Raw genomic sequence first — 15552 nt, 5'->3', positions numbered from 1 at the left:
TTAATCTTTTGCCCAGTATAGAAAAACACGCTGTTCCCCAAGGGAACAGCGCGATTACACAGGATTTGCATCCCGGTCTTGTTTCATGCCGAGATAAATCAGCATATATGTCAGGTAACCCATCGTCATCACCAGGCCGCCAAAGAAAAAGCTTGAGAAAATCGGCTCTTCAAAAGCGGTCACTGCGGCCAACACAATCCAGCTGGCATACAGATAGATGATAAAATAGCGGATGCCCGTCTTCATTTTATATATCATGTACAGTCCCACGAGAGAAAACAACCCAAGCGCGAGCCTGAAATAAACAAGATGTTCAAACTGAAACATGAATGACACAAATGAGAATCCAAGCAGCAATACAATCGGTAAAGCGGTAATAAAGTTCCTCAATCGAGACACCTCCGTCAGTACCTTTAGTATAAACCAAAATATCATTTGATATTGATTTACGTGAGCTTTTTCACAAAAATGTCATTCCTTGCCTTTAGACCCGAACATCCCGTTTACAGAAGCACCACCAGCCAACAACGATGAAGAATATGGCATGTATGATGAGAATTCCAATTGAAAACAATGGCGTCATGCCTGAAAACAACGCTGTCTCTCCGCTTCTGTATTGCGTAAAGTCAGTGTTCGCAAAAAGCAAAAAGCTGCCCCACTTGTTTTCAAACAACTTCATGAGCTGAACAAGTGTACTCGCTCCGTATAAAACGACAAAAGAAACAACAACTGCTACCGCGCTATTGCGGAACAGCGAAGAACAAAGCAGCCCGAATAATCCCATCATTACAGCTTCAAGCCAGTTTGACCCGATCAGCGCCAAGGTGTTGACCAGCAATGTCTTTGATTCCGCAGTCACCGATGTTCCAAAAAACACGAGACCGAATAATAATGCCAGAATGTAGTATGCCAGATACAAATAGAAGCTGACCATCACGACTGTGATTAATTTTGACCAAAAGACCTTTTGGCGTTTAACCGGACGAATGAGCAAAAATTTGATCGTCTTTTTATCAAATTCCATCGAAACAATTGTTGCTGCAATTACGATCGTTAAAGCCTGCAGCAAAATGTTCAGGCTCGGTGTATACGATAAATAGCCGATGAAGTTTTCATCTGTTCCGGCACTGATGACAATCCGTTTAATGATCAATGCCATGAAGAATTGAAAGACAGCCATCAGGATAAGGGAAACCAAAGTGACCTTCCGATTAAAAAGTTTCATATGTTCATTCCAAATTAATTTAGACAAGCTCTTCTCCCTCCTCTTGATGAGCTGTTGTCGCTTTTATAAATTCGTCTTCCAGTGACTGCGTGTAAGGCGTAATGGAAAATACATTCAGATCTTGTCCGACAAGTGATCGGTTCAGCTCCGGTATGTTTTCTTTTGCCACCTCAACTACAATCGTCCCGTCTTGGCTCTCAGCTTGATATTGATTGCCTGTCAGCCAATTGAGCGCTTTTTCTTGCGGCTGCACTTCTATAATCGCTTTTTCTGTGGTTTGATCAGTTCCTTGTAAGCTGACTTCCGCTTTGATCTCACCTTTTTGAATGATGATGACACGATCGCACAAGTCTTCAACCTCGCGCAATAAATGAGTGGCGAACAGGACAGCTGTTCCTTCCATTTCTGCGAGTTCCTTAATATGATCCCGAAAATCCTTCATCCCCGCAGGATCGAGGCCGTTTGTCGGTTCATCTAGAATGAGAAGCTTCGGCCGGTGAAGAATGGCCTGGGCGATTCCCAGACGCTGGCGCATCCCAAGGGAATAGGTTTTCACCTTATCATGAATCGCTGACGTCAGCCCGACACGTTCCACCACTTCATCAAGCCGTTCATCCGCTATTTTTTTGTGCATATTCGCAAAGTGCTTGAGGTTTTCCCAGCCTGTCAGGTACGGATAGAACTCAGGGTTCTCAACAATCGCTCCAACCGCTTCCATCGCTTTTTCAAACTCTGTATCATGCTGGAATCCGCTGATTGTCACGCTTCCGCTGTTTTGTTTCAGCAGCCCGACGATGATACGGATGAGTGTTGTTTTTCCGGAACCATTCGGACCGAGCAAGCCGATGATTTCACCCTCCATGACGTCCATGCTAATCTGTTTTAAAATCTGTTTAGACCCAATCTTTTTATCGAGGCCTTCAATATGTAAAATCGGCTCAGCCATAAAGCCTTCCTCCTTTTTCGACAAAAAATAAACAGTGCCCAACATTAGGCACTGTTTGTATTATAGCATTTGTTGCTTCCAAATGTTTGGTTAAACCGATGATGAGCGTTTGCTCCGACTGTTTGTTCTTTTCAGTTTCTGTAATGATGACAGGCATTGTCACCTGTTGTGTTCACCACTGTGCGAAGCAATGTCAAGCTCCGATCCCGAGCCTTAATTCCATGCCCTGAACAGGCAGGCCGGCAGATCGAGGCACACTCATTATTCGATTTTAAACTACTTTTTATCGCTATTCTCTCGGGGTCCTTTAGACCTATCTTCCTTGTTGGTGACATCCAGAATATCAAGGAGAAACACAAAGATCGGAATCCCGATAATTAAACCCCATATGCCAAAAAAGTGTTCAGAGAAAATGAGTACAGTGAAGGTGAAAAAGATTGGCAGCTCTGTTTTCGCCGACATCAGCTTCGGATTTAAGAAATATGTTTCGATCGCATGAATGGCGAATATGACAAGGACAATGTAGAGCACATACATTCCACCGCCAGTGCTGTAGGCGATAATGCTGAGCGGAATCAGGGAAATGACGACGCCTGCTACAGGGATCAATCCAAGGAAGAACACCATAATCGAAAGCCCAAACAGCTGCGGAAAATGCATAATCCAAAGCGCGATAAACGTCAGAATACAGTTGACGAGCGCAATGATAAATTGAGCCTCGAGCACCTTGCCGAACGTTCTTGCAAATTTGCTTCCGAAAAAAGCAATTTCCTCATAAAAGACCCTCAGTTTGCTCGTTTTAAATTTCGCCATGAATTCAGAAAGCCGTTTTTTCTCAAATAAGAAAAACATGCTGAGAATGAGCGCCATCACGACCTGCAAACCGAATGTGCTGATATCGGCCAGATACGTATACACTACATTGAAGCCCTCTTTGACATATGAACTGATGTTAATATCTCCGAAGACACTGGTGATCTCATCAAAGAAAGGGATGCTGTCAGGATGATACGCAATATGTTTAATCTGCTTTACCAGCTGCTGGATCTGCGCCGCGACGACCGGATAAAACACAAAGCCCCCGACTGTAAGCAGCACAGCCAGCAACATGTAAAGAAACGTAATGACAACCCGCTGGCTCACGCGGAAGAACTGGCTTACAAACTGCCGCACGACAAGCTCCAAACGATCCATTAGAAATGTGAAAATGAAGGTAAGCAATATTAAGTTGATCATGCTCTTAAATAGATATAACACACCAGTTAACACGACAAAGATGGAGAAACGCCTTACTCCCGGGTGCTGAAAAAATTTAACTAAAGCGGCCATTTATACACTCCTGTTAGGACAAACGTCCTTCATTCAATATAGTATCCATTTGTAAATTATATAACAAAAAAATGCTGAGGTCTCTGTCCTTACCTTAATAATTCTTAAACAATTAAAAAAACGGCCCCATGAATGGGCCGTTCTTTTTTCAGACTGCTGTTTTCATTTTTTTCATGCCTTCAACAGCCTCTACGCTTTTTGCTTCATCAAATTCATTTTCGCTTTTTGCAACAATGATCGTGGCGATTCCGTTTCCGATCAGGTTCACAATGGCTCTCCCTTCACTCATGAAACGGTCGACCCCGAGCAGGAGTGCAAGACCCTCCAGCGGAATGACCTGCAGCGCTGACAGCGTTGAGGCAAGGACGATAAATCCGCTTCCCGTCACACCTGCCGCTCCCTTCGATGTCAGCATCAGAACGAGGATAATCGTAATTTGCTGGCCGATGCTGAGGTCTACTCCAAACACCTGTGCCAAAAAGACAGTCGCCATTGATAAATAAATGGATGTGCCGTCGAGGTTAAACGAATAGCCCGTCGGAATAACTAGCCCGACAACTGATTTGGAACAGCCGTAGCGCTCCATTTTATCCATCATACGCGGAAGCACCGATTCGGAAGAGCTTGTGCCAAGCACGATCAAAAGCTCATCCTTAATGAAGCGAAGGTAATTCCACAGGCTGAATCCGTAAAGCTTGCAGATGATATTTAAAGCAACAAATACGAACAGGAACATCGTAATATAAACAGACATCATTAAGCTTGCCAGCGGTTTGATGGAATCGAGCCCGAAGTGTCCGATTGTATACGCCATCGCCCCGAATGCCCCGATTGGCGCGGCACGCATAATGTAGCCGATAATTTTGAAAAAAACATGAGAAACCTTGTCGAAGAAATCAATGACGCTTTTCCCTTTTTCACCTAATGCCGCAAGACCCACTCCGAAAAGAATAGAAAAGAATAAGACCTGCAAAATGTCCCCTTTTGCGAAGGCATCAACCATGTTGGATGGAACAATGTGTGTAACAAATTCAATCCAGTCGATTCCCTGACCGCCATTTTGCGTGTATTGTGATACATCTCCCTTTTCAAGCTTGCTGTAATCAAGACCCGCACCCGGCTTCATAATATTGACGACAAATAAACCGATAATGAGTGCGAGGGTGGTGACAACCTCGAAATAGATAAACGCTTTTCCCCCTACTTTTCCAACCTTCTTCATATCGCCCATTTTTGCAATCCCGAGAACGATTGTGAAGAAAATAATTGGTGCGATCACCATTTTAACAGCGTTGATAAATGTATCGCCAAGCGGTTTCATTTCTTTGCCGACATCCGGCCAGACCAGCCCGACAATGACCCCGATGATGACCGCGGTTATGACTTGAACTGTTAAATTTTTAAACAGTTTCATATCCTTCATCCCCCTGTCCTATTCGCCTTTTGTGTCTTTCTTACTAGAATGATAGCGTTTTCATAACGTCTGGGGAAGTTTATGATCATAACGGACATTTTGGTCTTTTTGGTCTCAGTTTTATCCTTTTAACACGTAGCGGTTGACCGGCCGGCCGACTCCTCCGTATTGAACGTCCAATTTGATGGCCCCGGTTTTTTCTAAGTAATCAAGATATCGTCTGGCTGTCACTCTGGCGATGCCGAGCGCCTTGGCAACCTCTTCAGCAGAAAGGGATGCGGTTTGCTGTTTCAAAAAAGCAGTGACTTCATTCATCGTGAAGTGATTCAACCCTTTCGGCAGATCCTGTACGGCCTGCTGCGGAATATTCAGGATCGCATCGAGCTGTTCCTGGGAGAGCGTATCATTCGCTTCGATTTTTTGTTTATATTGCTTGTACTTTTCGAGCGCCTGTCTCATTCGCTCAAGCTTAAACGGCTTTAAGATATAGTCAACCGCCCCGTTTTGCAGCATGAGTGAGATCGTTTCCTTGTCTTTTGCAGCGGAGACGACAATGACATCCACTTCAAGCTTTTGCTTTCTGATCTCCTGCAAGGTCTTGATGCCGTCTTTTTTCGGCATGTACACATCGAGAATGACGAGATCCGGCTGTTCTTCTTTAATCAGCTTCATGCCTTCCTCTCCGTTTCCTGCCGTTGCACAGACAGTAACGCCTTTAACAGTTGTAATAAAATCCTTATTGACCTCTTGAACCATCGGATCGTCTTCAATGAGCAGAACCTTCCATTCTTTACGAGCCATGCTGTGCTTCCTCCCCCTTCATTGGAAAAACGATAGAAAAAGATGTCCCCTGCCCCGCATGTGAATCAACTTCTATCGTGCCCGATCCTTTGTCTATGATTTGTTTCACTAGATACAGGCCATAGCCTGTGCCGCCAGTTTTATTGACCGTAAAACCTTTGTCGTAAAGGCGAGGCATATGTGCCGGATCAATTCCGCAGCCGTTATCTTCTATTAAAATAGCAAGGATATCATCTGTTTGTTCGATACTAATGTCAATTCGTTTGTCTTCAGATTGAACGGTTTCAAATGAGCCGAAGGCATTTTCAATCAGATTCCCTAAAAGCACCACAATATCATGCTGATCAACATGCTCGGGAAATTGCTGAAGACTGCTGTTTTCATCTATATGAACAGCAATGCCGAGCTCTCTTCCCCTTCTGATTTTACTTAATAGAAGGCCTGCCGCAGCGTCATTTTGAATCGAGCGGTGCAGAAATTCAGTCACATTTTCCTGCTCAGTTGACGCCTGGAATGCAAGCTGCAAGGCTTTTTCAGATTTCCCCAGCTGGATGAGACCGGCGATCGTGTGCAGCTTATTCATATGCTCATGGTTTTGGACACGGAGCGCCTCCACAAAGTTTCTGACACCAGTCAATTCCTCTGCCATCTTGGCCGCTTCCGTTCTGTCCTGAAAAATCGCAACGGCGCCGATCACTTTTTTCTTCATGACGATCGGAATTCTGCTGCTCATGATGACTTTTCCGCTGACACGAATTTCTTCATTATAAACCGCTTTGTTCCGCTCCACGATTTCGGGCAGGCGCGAATCCTTAAGAACCTCCCAAATCACCTTGCCGATCAGATCCCCCTGCACTTCAAAGATCTGTTTCGCTTTTTCATTGAAGATCGTAATGATGAGACGATTGTCAATGGCGATCACCCCTTCATTCATCGAGTGAAACGTCGCTGTCCGTTCTTCATACATTCGGACAATCTCATGAGGTTCAAGCTGAAACATTTGTTTTTTGATATGGCGGGCCAGCAAAAAGGAACCCGCAAGGCCGAAGCCGAGTGTCAGCACAACGATGAATGCAATATCACGCTTTAAATGAAGCAGGATGTCAGCGATCCCCGGCAGCGTTTTTCCGACAAGCACCACACCTATTTGGTTCAGGTCTTGATCCTTAACCGGATAAAAAGCGCGAACCGCCGTACCGATCTCGCCCTTTGCTTCAGAGAAATAAATGTGCTCCGCAAACGCTGCCTCCTCGTCTGCACCTTCTGATTTCTTGCCGATGCTTGTGCTGACAGGATGCGTATATCGGATGTGATTCATATCCATGACGACAATATAGTCTGCTTCATTAATCATCCTGATTTCTTCAACCGCATGGCGAACAGCTTCTGTTTGTTTTTTTCGCGCCAAGGCTTCTTTCACTTCTGTCATCTCTGACACTGTCCGAGCCGTATTCATCAGCCGCTTTTTCAGCTCCCGCTCCTCTGTATGCTGAATGTTGCCGATGAGCACAATTCCGCCGATCAAAAAGGAGAAAATGACGAGTATATAGGATAAGATCGTGATTTTCCAACGGATTGAGAGCTTCTTTTTGTTCATCAGCTTCTCCTTTCAGGTCTTTACGAATGTGATTGCCCCCATTATCCTTAACATAGGGGAGGGCTTTTGATGAAGAGTTTGCTTGCATGTCTCACACTGATGATCGCTGGAATTGCAACCGCTTTATTTATCGGATTCCATGATCATACCGGCAATAAAGAGATTGTTTATGATGACGACCAGGAAGGCCTGCAAGATCAAATCGTCTTTAAATTCAGCCACGTGGTTGCTGAAAATACGCCAAAAGGGCTGGCCGCCAATAAATTCGCTGATCTGGTGAACGAAAAATCAGGCGGGAAAATAAAAATAGAAGTATTTCCGAATGGAAGCCTGTACTCGGACATTGAAGAAATTGAAGCATTGCAAAACGGCGATGTTCAATTTATCGCCCCCTCCACATCGAAGCTCGGCATGCTCTCGCCTGAATGGGGAGTGCTGGATCTGCCGTATGCATTTACAGATTACAACGCCGTCAAAAAAGGGCTGAACGGAAGCATCGGCACACAGCTGTTTGATTCTCTAAAGAAAAACCAATTAAAAGGACTGGCCTATTGGACGAACGGCTTTAAGCAAATCACAACAAATCAAGGGCCGGTCAAAACACCTGATGATTTAAAAGGGCAAGATCTGCGCATTATGCAAAGCGATGTGATTGAGGATCAGTTCAAGCTGCTTGGCGCAACACCTCATCAGGAATCCTTCAATTCTACCTTTCAGCTGTTAGAAAACAATGTAGTCGATGGCGAAGAAAATACAATTTCAAACATCTACTCTAAAAAATTTTATAATGTTCAGGACTATTTGACAATAAGCAGCCACGGTTACCTCGGCTACGCTGTCATGACTGATGAACACTTCTGGAAGGCGCAAACACCAGAAACAAGACGCATTTTGACTGAAGCGATGAAGGAGACGACGGAGTGGAATGAAACGTATGCCGAACAAATGAACAAGGAGCAGCTGGAAGAAATCAAAAAGAATTCTGCTATACATATTTATGAGCTGTCAGATAAAGAGAAACAAGAATGGATGAAGCGTCTTGACCCTGTTTACCGGCAGTATGAGCCCATCTTTGGCCGGGATCTGATCCGGGAACTGTTGGAGCTGCGAAAAGATTCATAGTTCCCATCTCGATACGCTGTTTTTCGTTTATCTTTCTATCGAGAGGAAATATAAAAAGAGATAATCGAAAAAGGAGATGGGTACATGTTTAAGCACACAAAAATGCTGCAGCATCCTGCTAAACCAGATCGTCCAGATCCATTATTCGCTAAAAAAATGCAAGAAATTTTAGGCGGACAATTCGGAGAAATTTCAGTTGCCATGCAGTACTTATTTCAAGGCTGGAACACAAGAGGAAATGAAAAATACAAGGACTTGCTGATGGATACGGCAACGGAGGAGCTCGGGCATGTTGAAATGATCGCAACGATGATTGCCAGACTTCTTGAGGATGCCCCTCTTGATCAGCAGGAAAAAGCTGCTGAAGATCCGGTCATCGGCTCCATCCTAGGCGGCATGAACCCTCACCATGCGATTGTATCAGGACTTGGCGCCATGCCGGAAAGCAGTACAGGCGTACCTTGGAGCGGCGGTTATATCGTAGCAAGCGGAAACCTGCTGGCAGACTTCCGCGCCAACCTGAATGCGGAATCTCAGGGCCGTCTGCAGGTCGCACGCCTGTTTGAAATGACGGATGACAAAGGCGTCAAAGATATGCTCAGCTTCCTGCTGGCGCGTGACACGATGCACCAAAATCAATGGCTCGCCGCCATTAAAGAATTAGAAGCACAGGAAGGTCCGGTTGTGCCGGGTACATTCCCGAAAGCGCTCGAAAAACAAGAGTTCTCACATCAGCTTATCAATTTCTCTGAAGGCGAAGAAAGCGCCAAACAAAACTGGCTGAATGAAAAAGCGCCGGACGGAGAAGCCTTTGAATATGTGAAAGAAGCAAAAACGTTTGGAGAAAAACCGGAATTAAAACCAGCACCGCCTTTTGTTCATAATACACTTCCGGGACGCGAGTAAAGAGACAAGCCCAAAACATGATGTTTTGGGCTTTGATTATGCCTTCAGAACCGTCCAGTCTGGTTCGTACCGGATATCAGGGTTATGTAACAGATCGTGAACGAACGGTTTATCCTCTTCGTACACCGTCACCTCTATCGAAAGAATTACAGCCTTCTGATCGTTTTCCTCGTATATGCTGTCATGTTCGTTCTCCATAAAATGATCGTAGGCTTCTCTGTTTTCCCATACACTGATGATTTCTGCAGTGAGCGGCTCGTCTATCGTTTTTCGCCAGCCGCCGGCCTGTTTGATGAAGCCGCTTATATGCGATAACGCCCCCCATTGTGACTGCGCTTTTGCAAATGCTTCAGCGTTTGCAGCGTCTACTTCACATACAATCCTTTTGATCAGCATGGCTACTCCTCTATGATGACGGTTTCGGCTTGTTTATGCTCTACACAGAGATTTACCGTCCTGACGTAAGAGCGTGTGCGGTGAACCGTGCCTTTCGGGATCAGCAGGCTGTCATTTGCTTTGAGCACCGCGGTTTCTTTGTCTTTAAAATCGATCAGCAGCTCACCTTCAAGAACAATAAACAATTCGTCTGAGTCAGGGTGATGGTGCCAGTCATATTCTCCCGTAAACACCGCAAGGCGCACACAATGGTCGTTGACCTCTGAGATTGAAAAATTGGCGTGCTTTTCTTTGACTTCATTTGCGATGGCGAGCAAGTTTTGCATCTTGGACATTAGCGAAAACCCCTTTTTCACTTATTGTATCGCAATAGTGGCATAAATTGAGAAGATTCCAAAAAAAAGCGATCCAGCTGATGTGCCGGATCGCTTTTTTATTTACAGGTTGTCTGCCTTTATGCTTTTGATTAGTCGTTGTTGCGGGCGTTTCCGCCTTTTGAGCCAATTTCTTGGTAGAATTCTTTATCATGATTTTTGCTTGTAGCCTCTCCGCCTTTACGGCCGATATCTTGATAGAATTCTTTATCATGGTTTTCGCTAGTGGCTTCTCCGCCTTTTTCGCCGATTTCTTGATAGAACTCTTTGTCATGATTTTCGCTAGTGGCTTCTCCGCCTTTTTCACCGATTTCTTGATAGAATTCTTTGTCATGGTTTTTGCTTGTGGCTTCTCCGCCTTTTTTCCCAATCTCTTGATAGAATTCTTTGTCATGGTTCTTGCTTGTTGTTTCTCCGCCTTTTCTACCTGCTTCTTCTCTGCTCATTTTGTTATCGTCTGCCATTTTGAATTCCTCCTTTAATTGGTGTTGGTTGTTGTATTCCCGCTCACAATTCTTTTAAACAAACAAAACACATTGGGTATGTTTCCACTAAAAAAAGCAGGCGGATCGCGGTGTCCGTCTGCTTTCTGCTATTCCATCTCTCGTTCTGTTTCTTTCAGTCGTTCAAGAATGCGCCTCTTTTTGTACAGCATCATGCCTGTCTCGGTAATGTCGTTTAATGTTGAGCGATTGGCAGCGGCGCCAAAAACCATTCCGGCAACCGGCACCATCTGGAAAAGTTTTTTCCAGCCAAACGTGTCTCGATAGCCCAAAACGACTTCTCGCCAGCCTTGGATTTGAGAAGCGACATTCTTATATGTACGGTCTTGATCGTAGTGTTTTAATTCCTGCAAAATCGATCTTTTGCCGACAACATCAGCCGACGTCAGCTGCAGACATTTCACAATGAAGACGCGTTCTTTTTTCTCCTTTGGATCATAGCCGTATGCGACTGCGATATCCTGTAATGTTTTTAGTGATAAGCCAAGCACTGCCGGAATGTCTGCCGCCAGCGTAAACACGCCGCCCACACCGGTTGTCGCGCCTTGAACGGTTGCTGCGTTGGTTCTGTTTTTGCCCATTCCTTCCGCAATTTCATCCATGACAGGAAGAGGCGCTTTCCGGATGTCCTCCAGTGATTCAAAGATCTCCTCCGGCAGTTTCTTTTGAAACATCCTGATAATCTGTTTTTCAGATGTCAGGTACTGTCCGCCTGTTTGAACAAAGCTGCCGACCTCATCCAAGAGCTTGCCGATCTTTTTCTGGATGAATTCCGGTGTCAGCTTGTCCAGCAGCTGAAACGGGAGACGGCTGAGCTTTTCCCAAAACCAGATTTTTTGCTGATCTTTTTCCCATTTCTCTATCTCTTTTAATTGCTGATGTAAGTCTTCTTTTCGTTCCGTTGTCACCCAACCCGCACTTCCCTTCCGTTTTTTCTACTATATAGTATACCTTCATTTTTTCGGATGCGTTTTTATTTTTCACCTGCGGGTACCATTTTTATAAAAGGAAAAGGAGTGATGGACATGCCTTGGTCGATGAAGGATTATCCTGCTTCATTAAAAAATCTTGAGAAGCCGGTGAGAAAAAAGGCGATAGACATTGCGAATGCGATGATTGATGAAGGCTATGGGGAAGGGCGCGCGATTCCAATTGCGACAAGCAAAGCGAAGGAATGGGCGGAAAACGCCTCTACAGATGAAATTGATGATTTCCTGACGCATGATGATGAGACAGAACGCGATGCTGATCCAAGCAGCGGCAGCGGCCCCGAGCTCATGAATAAGCCAGAGCATGTTATTAAGCATAAAAAAGGCTGGGCAGTCAAAGCCGAGGGCGCCAAACGTGTGTCTGAAATCAAGGATACAAAGAAAGAAGCGATTGAACGGGCAAAGGAAATCGCGGCGCATAAAGGCACTGAGGTCATTGTTCATTTAGCTGACGGCAGTGTGCAGAGAAAGATTAAAACAGGATCATAAAGGAATATGCTTTTAAGTGTTTCGAAATGATCAGGAGCGGTTATTGATTGGTAAATCATTTATGAGAGGTGATCATGATGCTTAGCTTTTTGGTTTCATTAGTTGTTGCTATTGTTATCGGATTAATTGGGAGCGCCATTGTAGGAAACCGGCTGCCGGGAGGAATTTTCGGCTCTATGATTGCCGGGCTGATCGGCGCTTGGATTGGGCACGGACTTCTTGGCACATGGGGACCGAGCCTCGCCGGCTTTGCTATTTTCCCGGCCATCATCGGGGCAGCCATCTTTGTATTCTTGCTGGGCCTTATATTCCGCGGGCTGCGGAAGGAAGCCTAGACTCATTAGATACAGAAGGCATCGTTTCGAACTGAAACGATGTCTTTTTATATGGGACCTTATCCCGAATCCCTACATATCATGTTACATAACAGGGAAAAATTCAGAAGTGTATTTTGAACATTTTCGGTTGACAAGAAACCAGGATGGTCATATGATGTAGATAAAATAATTTGCCTTAAGGAAACTCTTTGTTGTACGGCAAAAACAAACAGAATTCAGGTGAGACATGATGAACAAGGACATCACAGCACAATCTCCCCGTTCCAAAGCCGTCCAAGATGCGCTTGACGGGAAAATCAGAGGATTCAGAGGGCTGCTCCCTTTTCTCGGCCCTGCATTTATAGCAGCCATTGCCTATATTGATCCCGGCAACTTCGCAACGAATATTTCGGCGGGTTCTAAATACGGATATATGCTCTTATGGGTGATCTTATTTTCTAATATCATGGCGCTTTTAATTCAATCCCTATCCGCCAAACTCGGTATTGCGACAGGCAAAAATCTGCCTGAGGTTGCCCGTGAAGAATTCCCGAAGCCTGTTTCGATCGGATTATGGATTCAGGGCGAGCTGGTCATTATCGCAACTGATCTGGCGGAATTTATCGGAGCGGCTCTGGGACTGTATTTGCTGTTCGGCATTCCGATGCTTGAAGCGTCTATTATAGCTGCGATCGGTTCTTTCGCGATATTGGAGCTTCAGCGCCGCGGTTATCGCTCACTTGAAGCCGGTATTGCCGGTATGCTGTTTGTGGTCGTGATCGCCTTTGCGCTGCAGACCTTTTTCGCAAAGCCTGATGCCGTGTCAGTGATGAAGGGCCTTTTTGTCCCGGCGTTTCATGGCACTGACAGTGTGCTTCTTGCAGCGGGTATTCTTGGCGCAACTGTTATGCCGCACGCCATTTATTTACACTCTGCCCTTACACAGCGGCGGGTGATTGGCAAAACTGATGCAGAACGAAAAAAAATCTTTAGGTTTGAATTTATTGATATTTTAATAGCGATGCTGATTGCAGGGGCTATTAATGCAAGTATGCTGATTGTGGCTGCCGCATTATTCTTCAAAAACGGCCTGTTTGTTGAGGATCTCGACGTCGCATTTCAGCAATTCGGACATCTAGTCAGCCCTATGTCTGCGGCTTTATTCGGGATCGGGCTGCTCGTTGCCGGTCTATCCAGTTCGTCTGTCGGCACACTTTCAGGGGACGTGATTATGCAAGGATTTATCAACTACCGAATTCCGCTGTATGTACGGCGTTTTATCACGATCATTCCGCCGATCTTGATCATCGCGTCAGGCGTTAATCCGACGACCGCTCTCGTACTGAGCCAAGTCGTGCTGTCCTTCGGGATCGCCTTTGCCCTCATTCCGCTTATTATGTTTACAAGCAATAAACGGATCATGGGATCTCTAATCAACGCCAAATGGGTCACAGTGGTGTCTTGGCTGATTGCTGTATTGATCGTCGCTTTGAATGTGTTTTTAATTGTAGATACGTTTCGATAAAAAAACCGGCTTCTAAAGCCGGTCAGCTTGTAGAGAAAACGATGTTTTTTCTACAAGCTTTTTTGTTGTGTGCTGTTTCTTTAGGTATTCAGCTGATTTCAAAAACAGAAAAAGAGCTCCCACATACCTAGCTTTGCTTGGCTAGGTATGTGGCAATCTTCTTCATGTTCTGGCATGCGGCTGTGAGGAGAACTTGTTCACTCACATTCCGTTTTCCCCTCAACCTGCAATAGCGAAGCCCGTGCAGTTGTTTTGAATCTGCAAAGCTTCGCTCTATTTTTTCTTTTCTTTTTTTGTAGAGGTTTTTTCCTGAAACAGACAAGCGATTTTGCCTGATCTTTTCTTTGTGGTCTTCCCATACATGCCGGGTGATGACTTTCTGATGTTTTTTTGATTTTGTGCAGTTTTCAAGAAAAGGGCATGAGGAACATGTTTCAGGATTTGATTTATATGACCTGTATCCTTTTCGGTCAGTTGTTGAGTATGTGAGTGTTTGCTGGTTCGGGCAAATGTACCTGTCTTTTTCAATGTCGTAATGAAATTTCCATTTTGGAAACAAGCCTCTAGTAGGGTGATATCGTCTGTGGGCAATGACGCCAAAAATATGACGGTCAGATAATCCTTTACAGATAGGAGCTGTTAAATATCCGGAATCAAGGGCGACAGCTTCTACTTGAAAACCAAATCGTGCGATTTGGTGATCTAATCGGTCAAGATAAGGCACAGAATCATGGACATTTCCCGGTGTGACGTGGGCATCGGTGATAATGTTGTATTTCATATCCGTTGTGCGGTGATCTAAATAGAAAAAACCTTCTGGTTTGTTTTCGCGATACAGATATCCACTTTCGGGATCAGTTGTACTGTGGCGGATCTCTTTTTCAGCTTTCACCTCCTCTTTGACTATTAGTGGCTTTTTTCCGTGTTCCTCTCGATCTTCTTGGATGGCTTCATTTAAATCTTTGATATAGTTTTGTGTATCCTGTTCAATCGTTTTTCTTGTGTATTTATGCTTGTTGGCATTGGCTTTAAGGTGAGTGGAATCGGTGAATAGGACACGTCCGCCCACCATGTCATGATTGATGGCCTGAAGAACGATCTCATCAAAAATATCTTGGAAGATGGTTGTATCTTTAAAACGTGTGCGTCTGTTCCAGCTGATGGTGGAGTGGTGCGGAACTGGATCGTTTATGTTCAATCCGAGAAACCATCTGTACGCCATATTGTAGTAAATTTCTTTTTCGAGCTGTCTTTCTGAACGGATACCATAGAGGTATCCGATAAACATCATTTTGAATAAAATCAGCGGATCAAGTGAGGGGCGGCCTTTGTTTTCACTGTAGTAAGGTTTAACCTTTTCAATGATAAAAGAAAAGTCTATGTATTTATCGATTTTTCGAAGCAGATGATCCTCTTCGACAAGTTGGTCGAGAAGAACAAATTCAGCTGCGTTTTGAGAAGAATTTCTTGTGTGGAACATGGGAAAGACACCGTCCTTTTGAAGTCTCTCTTTTATTTTATTACAGAAGAATGGATATTTTAAGAAAAAATAAAGGCTGTTGAGATTTTCTCGACAGCCTGACCGGCTTCTAAAGCCGGTTTTTATTTTTTCGCAAAAG

General features: G+C 44.6%; 18 protein-coding genes. 5 read left to right on the top strand and 13 right to left on the bottom strand.

Annotated elements, in window-relative coordinates; all coding sequences use genetic code 11:
• Window positions 1–54 precede the first annotated feature (54 nt).
• The 8 genes from AC0OMU_RS13530 to dctS all read right to left on the bottom strand — a co-directional run bounded on the left by AC0OMU_RS13530 (window position 55) and on the right by dctS (window position 7312).
• A complete protein-coding gene (locus AC0OMU_RS13530) occupies window positions 55–390 on the bottom strand; it encodes a hypothetical protein (protein ID WP_003225151.1) in 336 nt (111 codons plus the stop codon).
• Window positions 391–484: 94 nt separating this feature from the next.
• The gene (locus tag AC0OMU_RS13525) at window positions 485–1252 is read right to left on the bottom strand and encodes an ABC transporter permease (RefSeq protein ID WP_015715273.1); all 768 of its coding nucleotides are present in this window, start codon (window positions 1250–1252) and stop codon (window positions 485–487) included.
• Window positions 1245–2171: an ABC transporter ATP-binding protein gene (locus tag AC0OMU_RS13520; protein WP_003246573.1), complete on the bottom strand. Its 927-nt coding sequence runs from the start codon at window positions 2169–2171 to the stop codon at window positions 1245–1247. Before AC0OMU_RS13520 ends, AC0OMU_RS13525 begins: the two co-directional genes overlap by 8 nt.
• Window positions 2164–2328 carry a hypothetical protein gene (locus AC0OMU_RS13515; RefSeq protein ID WP_014475863.1) on the bottom strand — a complete coding sequence of 55 codons (165 nt, stop codon included), beginning with the start codon at window positions 2326–2328 and terminating at the stop codon, window positions 2164–2166. The genes AC0OMU_RS13520 and AC0OMU_RS13515 overlap by 8 nt, the downstream gene beginning before the upstream one ends.
• A gap of 119 nt (window positions 2329–2447) precedes the next feature.
• Window positions 2448–3500, bottom strand: coding sequence for an AI-2E family transporter (locus AC0OMU_RS13510; RefSeq protein WP_003246523.1), 1053 nt, complete (start codon window positions 3498–3500; stop codon window positions 2448–2450).
• Window positions 3501–3648: 148 nt separating this feature from the next.
• Window positions 3649–4914, bottom strand: a complete 1266-nt coding sequence (gene dctP, locus AC0OMU_RS13505) for a C4-dicarboxylate transporter DctP (RefSeq protein ID WP_014475862.1) — start codon at window positions 4912–4914, stop codon at window positions 3649–3651.
• A 120-nt stretch (window positions 4915–5034) separates the two neighbouring features.
• Entirely contained in the window at window positions 5035–5715 is a 681-nt protein-coding gene (gene dctR / locus AC0OMU_RS13500) for a two-component system response regulator DctR (protein ID WP_015382819.1), read from the bottom strand.
• Window positions 5705–7312 carry a two-component system sensor histidine kinase DctS gene (gene dctS, locus AC0OMU_RS13495; protein ID WP_015382818.1) on the bottom strand — a complete coding sequence of 536 codons (1608 nt, stop codon included), beginning with the start codon at window positions 7310–7312 and terminating at the stop codon, window positions 5705–5707. Before dctS ends, dctR begins: the two co-directional genes overlap by 11 nt.
• A gap of 69 nt (window positions 7313–7381) precedes the next feature.
• Here dctS and dctB point away from each other — a divergent pair, with 69 nt between their 5' ends.
• Both dctB and AC0OMU_RS13485 read left to right on the top strand, forming a co-directional pair.
• Window positions 7382–8434: a C4-dicarboxylate TRAP transporter substrate-binding protein DctB gene (gene dctB / locus AC0OMU_RS13490; protein WP_063336089.1), complete on the top strand. Its 1053-nt coding sequence runs from the start codon at window positions 7382–7384 to the stop codon at window positions 8432–8434.
• 84 nt (window positions 8435–8518) lie between these two features.
• Window positions 8519–9340 carry a manganese catalase gene (locus AC0OMU_RS13485; protein WP_015382816.1) on the top strand — a complete coding sequence of 274 codons (822 nt, stop codon included), beginning with the start codon at window positions 8519–8521 and terminating at the stop codon, window positions 9338–9340.
• Window positions 9341–9376: 36 nt separating this feature from the next.
• Here AC0OMU_RS13485 and AC0OMU_RS13480 read toward each other — a convergent pair whose 3' ends face one another.
• From AC0OMU_RS13480 to AC0OMU_RS13465, 4 genes are all read right to left on the bottom strand, one after another.
• Window positions 9377–9736 (bottom strand): YdbC family protein, encoded by a 360-nt coding sequence (locus AC0OMU_RS13480; RefSeq protein WP_015382815.1) that lies wholly within the window; start codon window positions 9734–9736, stop codon window positions 9377–9379.
• Window positions 9737–9738: 2 nt separating this feature from the next.
• Complete coding sequence (locus AC0OMU_RS13475) at window positions 9739–10071, bottom strand: cupin domain-containing protein (protein ID WP_015482823.1); 333 nt, start codon at window positions 10069–10071, stop codon at window positions 9739–9741.
• Between the two features lie 131 nt (window positions 10072–10202).
• Entirely contained in the window at window positions 10203–10574 is a 372-nt protein-coding gene (gsiB, locus tag AC0OMU_RS13470) for a glucose starvation-inducible protein GsiB (protein ID WP_015382813.1), read from the bottom strand.
• 128 nt (window positions 10575–10702) lie between these two features.
• Window positions 10703–11521: an EcsC family protein gene (locus tag AC0OMU_RS13465; RefSeq protein ID WP_015382812.1), complete on the bottom strand. Its 819-nt coding sequence runs from the start codon at window positions 11519–11521 to the stop codon at window positions 10703–10705.
• 117 nt (window positions 11522–11638) lie between these two features.
• On the opposite strand from AC0OMU_RS13465, the gene AC0OMU_RS13460 reads away from it, so the two are divergent.
• From AC0OMU_RS13460 to AC0OMU_RS13450, 3 genes are all read left to right on the top strand, one after another.
• Window positions 11639–12091, top strand: a complete 453-nt coding sequence (locus tag AC0OMU_RS13460; protein ID WP_015482821.1) for a DUF2188 domain-containing protein — start codon at window positions 11639–11641, stop codon at window positions 12089–12091.
• 77 nt (window positions 12092–12168) lie between these two features.
• Window positions 12169–12426, top strand: coding sequence for a GlsB/YeaQ/YmgE family stress response membrane protein (locus AC0OMU_RS13455; protein WP_003246519.1), 258 nt, complete (start codon window positions 12169–12171; stop codon window positions 12424–12426).
• 229 nt (window positions 12427–12655) lie between these two features.
• Window positions 12656–13933 (top strand): Nramp family divalent metal transporter, encoded by a 1278-nt coding sequence (locus tag AC0OMU_RS13450; protein WP_046340208.1) that lies wholly within the window; start codon window positions 12656–12658, stop codon window positions 13931–13933.
• Window positions 13934–14060: 127 nt separating this feature from the next.
• Here AC0OMU_RS13450 and AC0OMU_RS13445 read toward each other — a convergent pair whose 3' ends face one another.
• Window positions 14061–15413, bottom strand: coding sequence for an IS1182 family transposase (locus tag AC0OMU_RS13445; protein WP_474241110.1), 1353 nt, complete (start codon window positions 15411–15413; stop codon window positions 14061–14063).
• Window positions 15414–15552 lie beyond the last annotated feature (139 nt).

The organism is Bacillus sp. FAU18, assembly GCF_056033885.1.
Note: the sequence above shows the minus strand (reverse complement) of the source record. Positions and strands in the feature narration are given on the sequence as shown.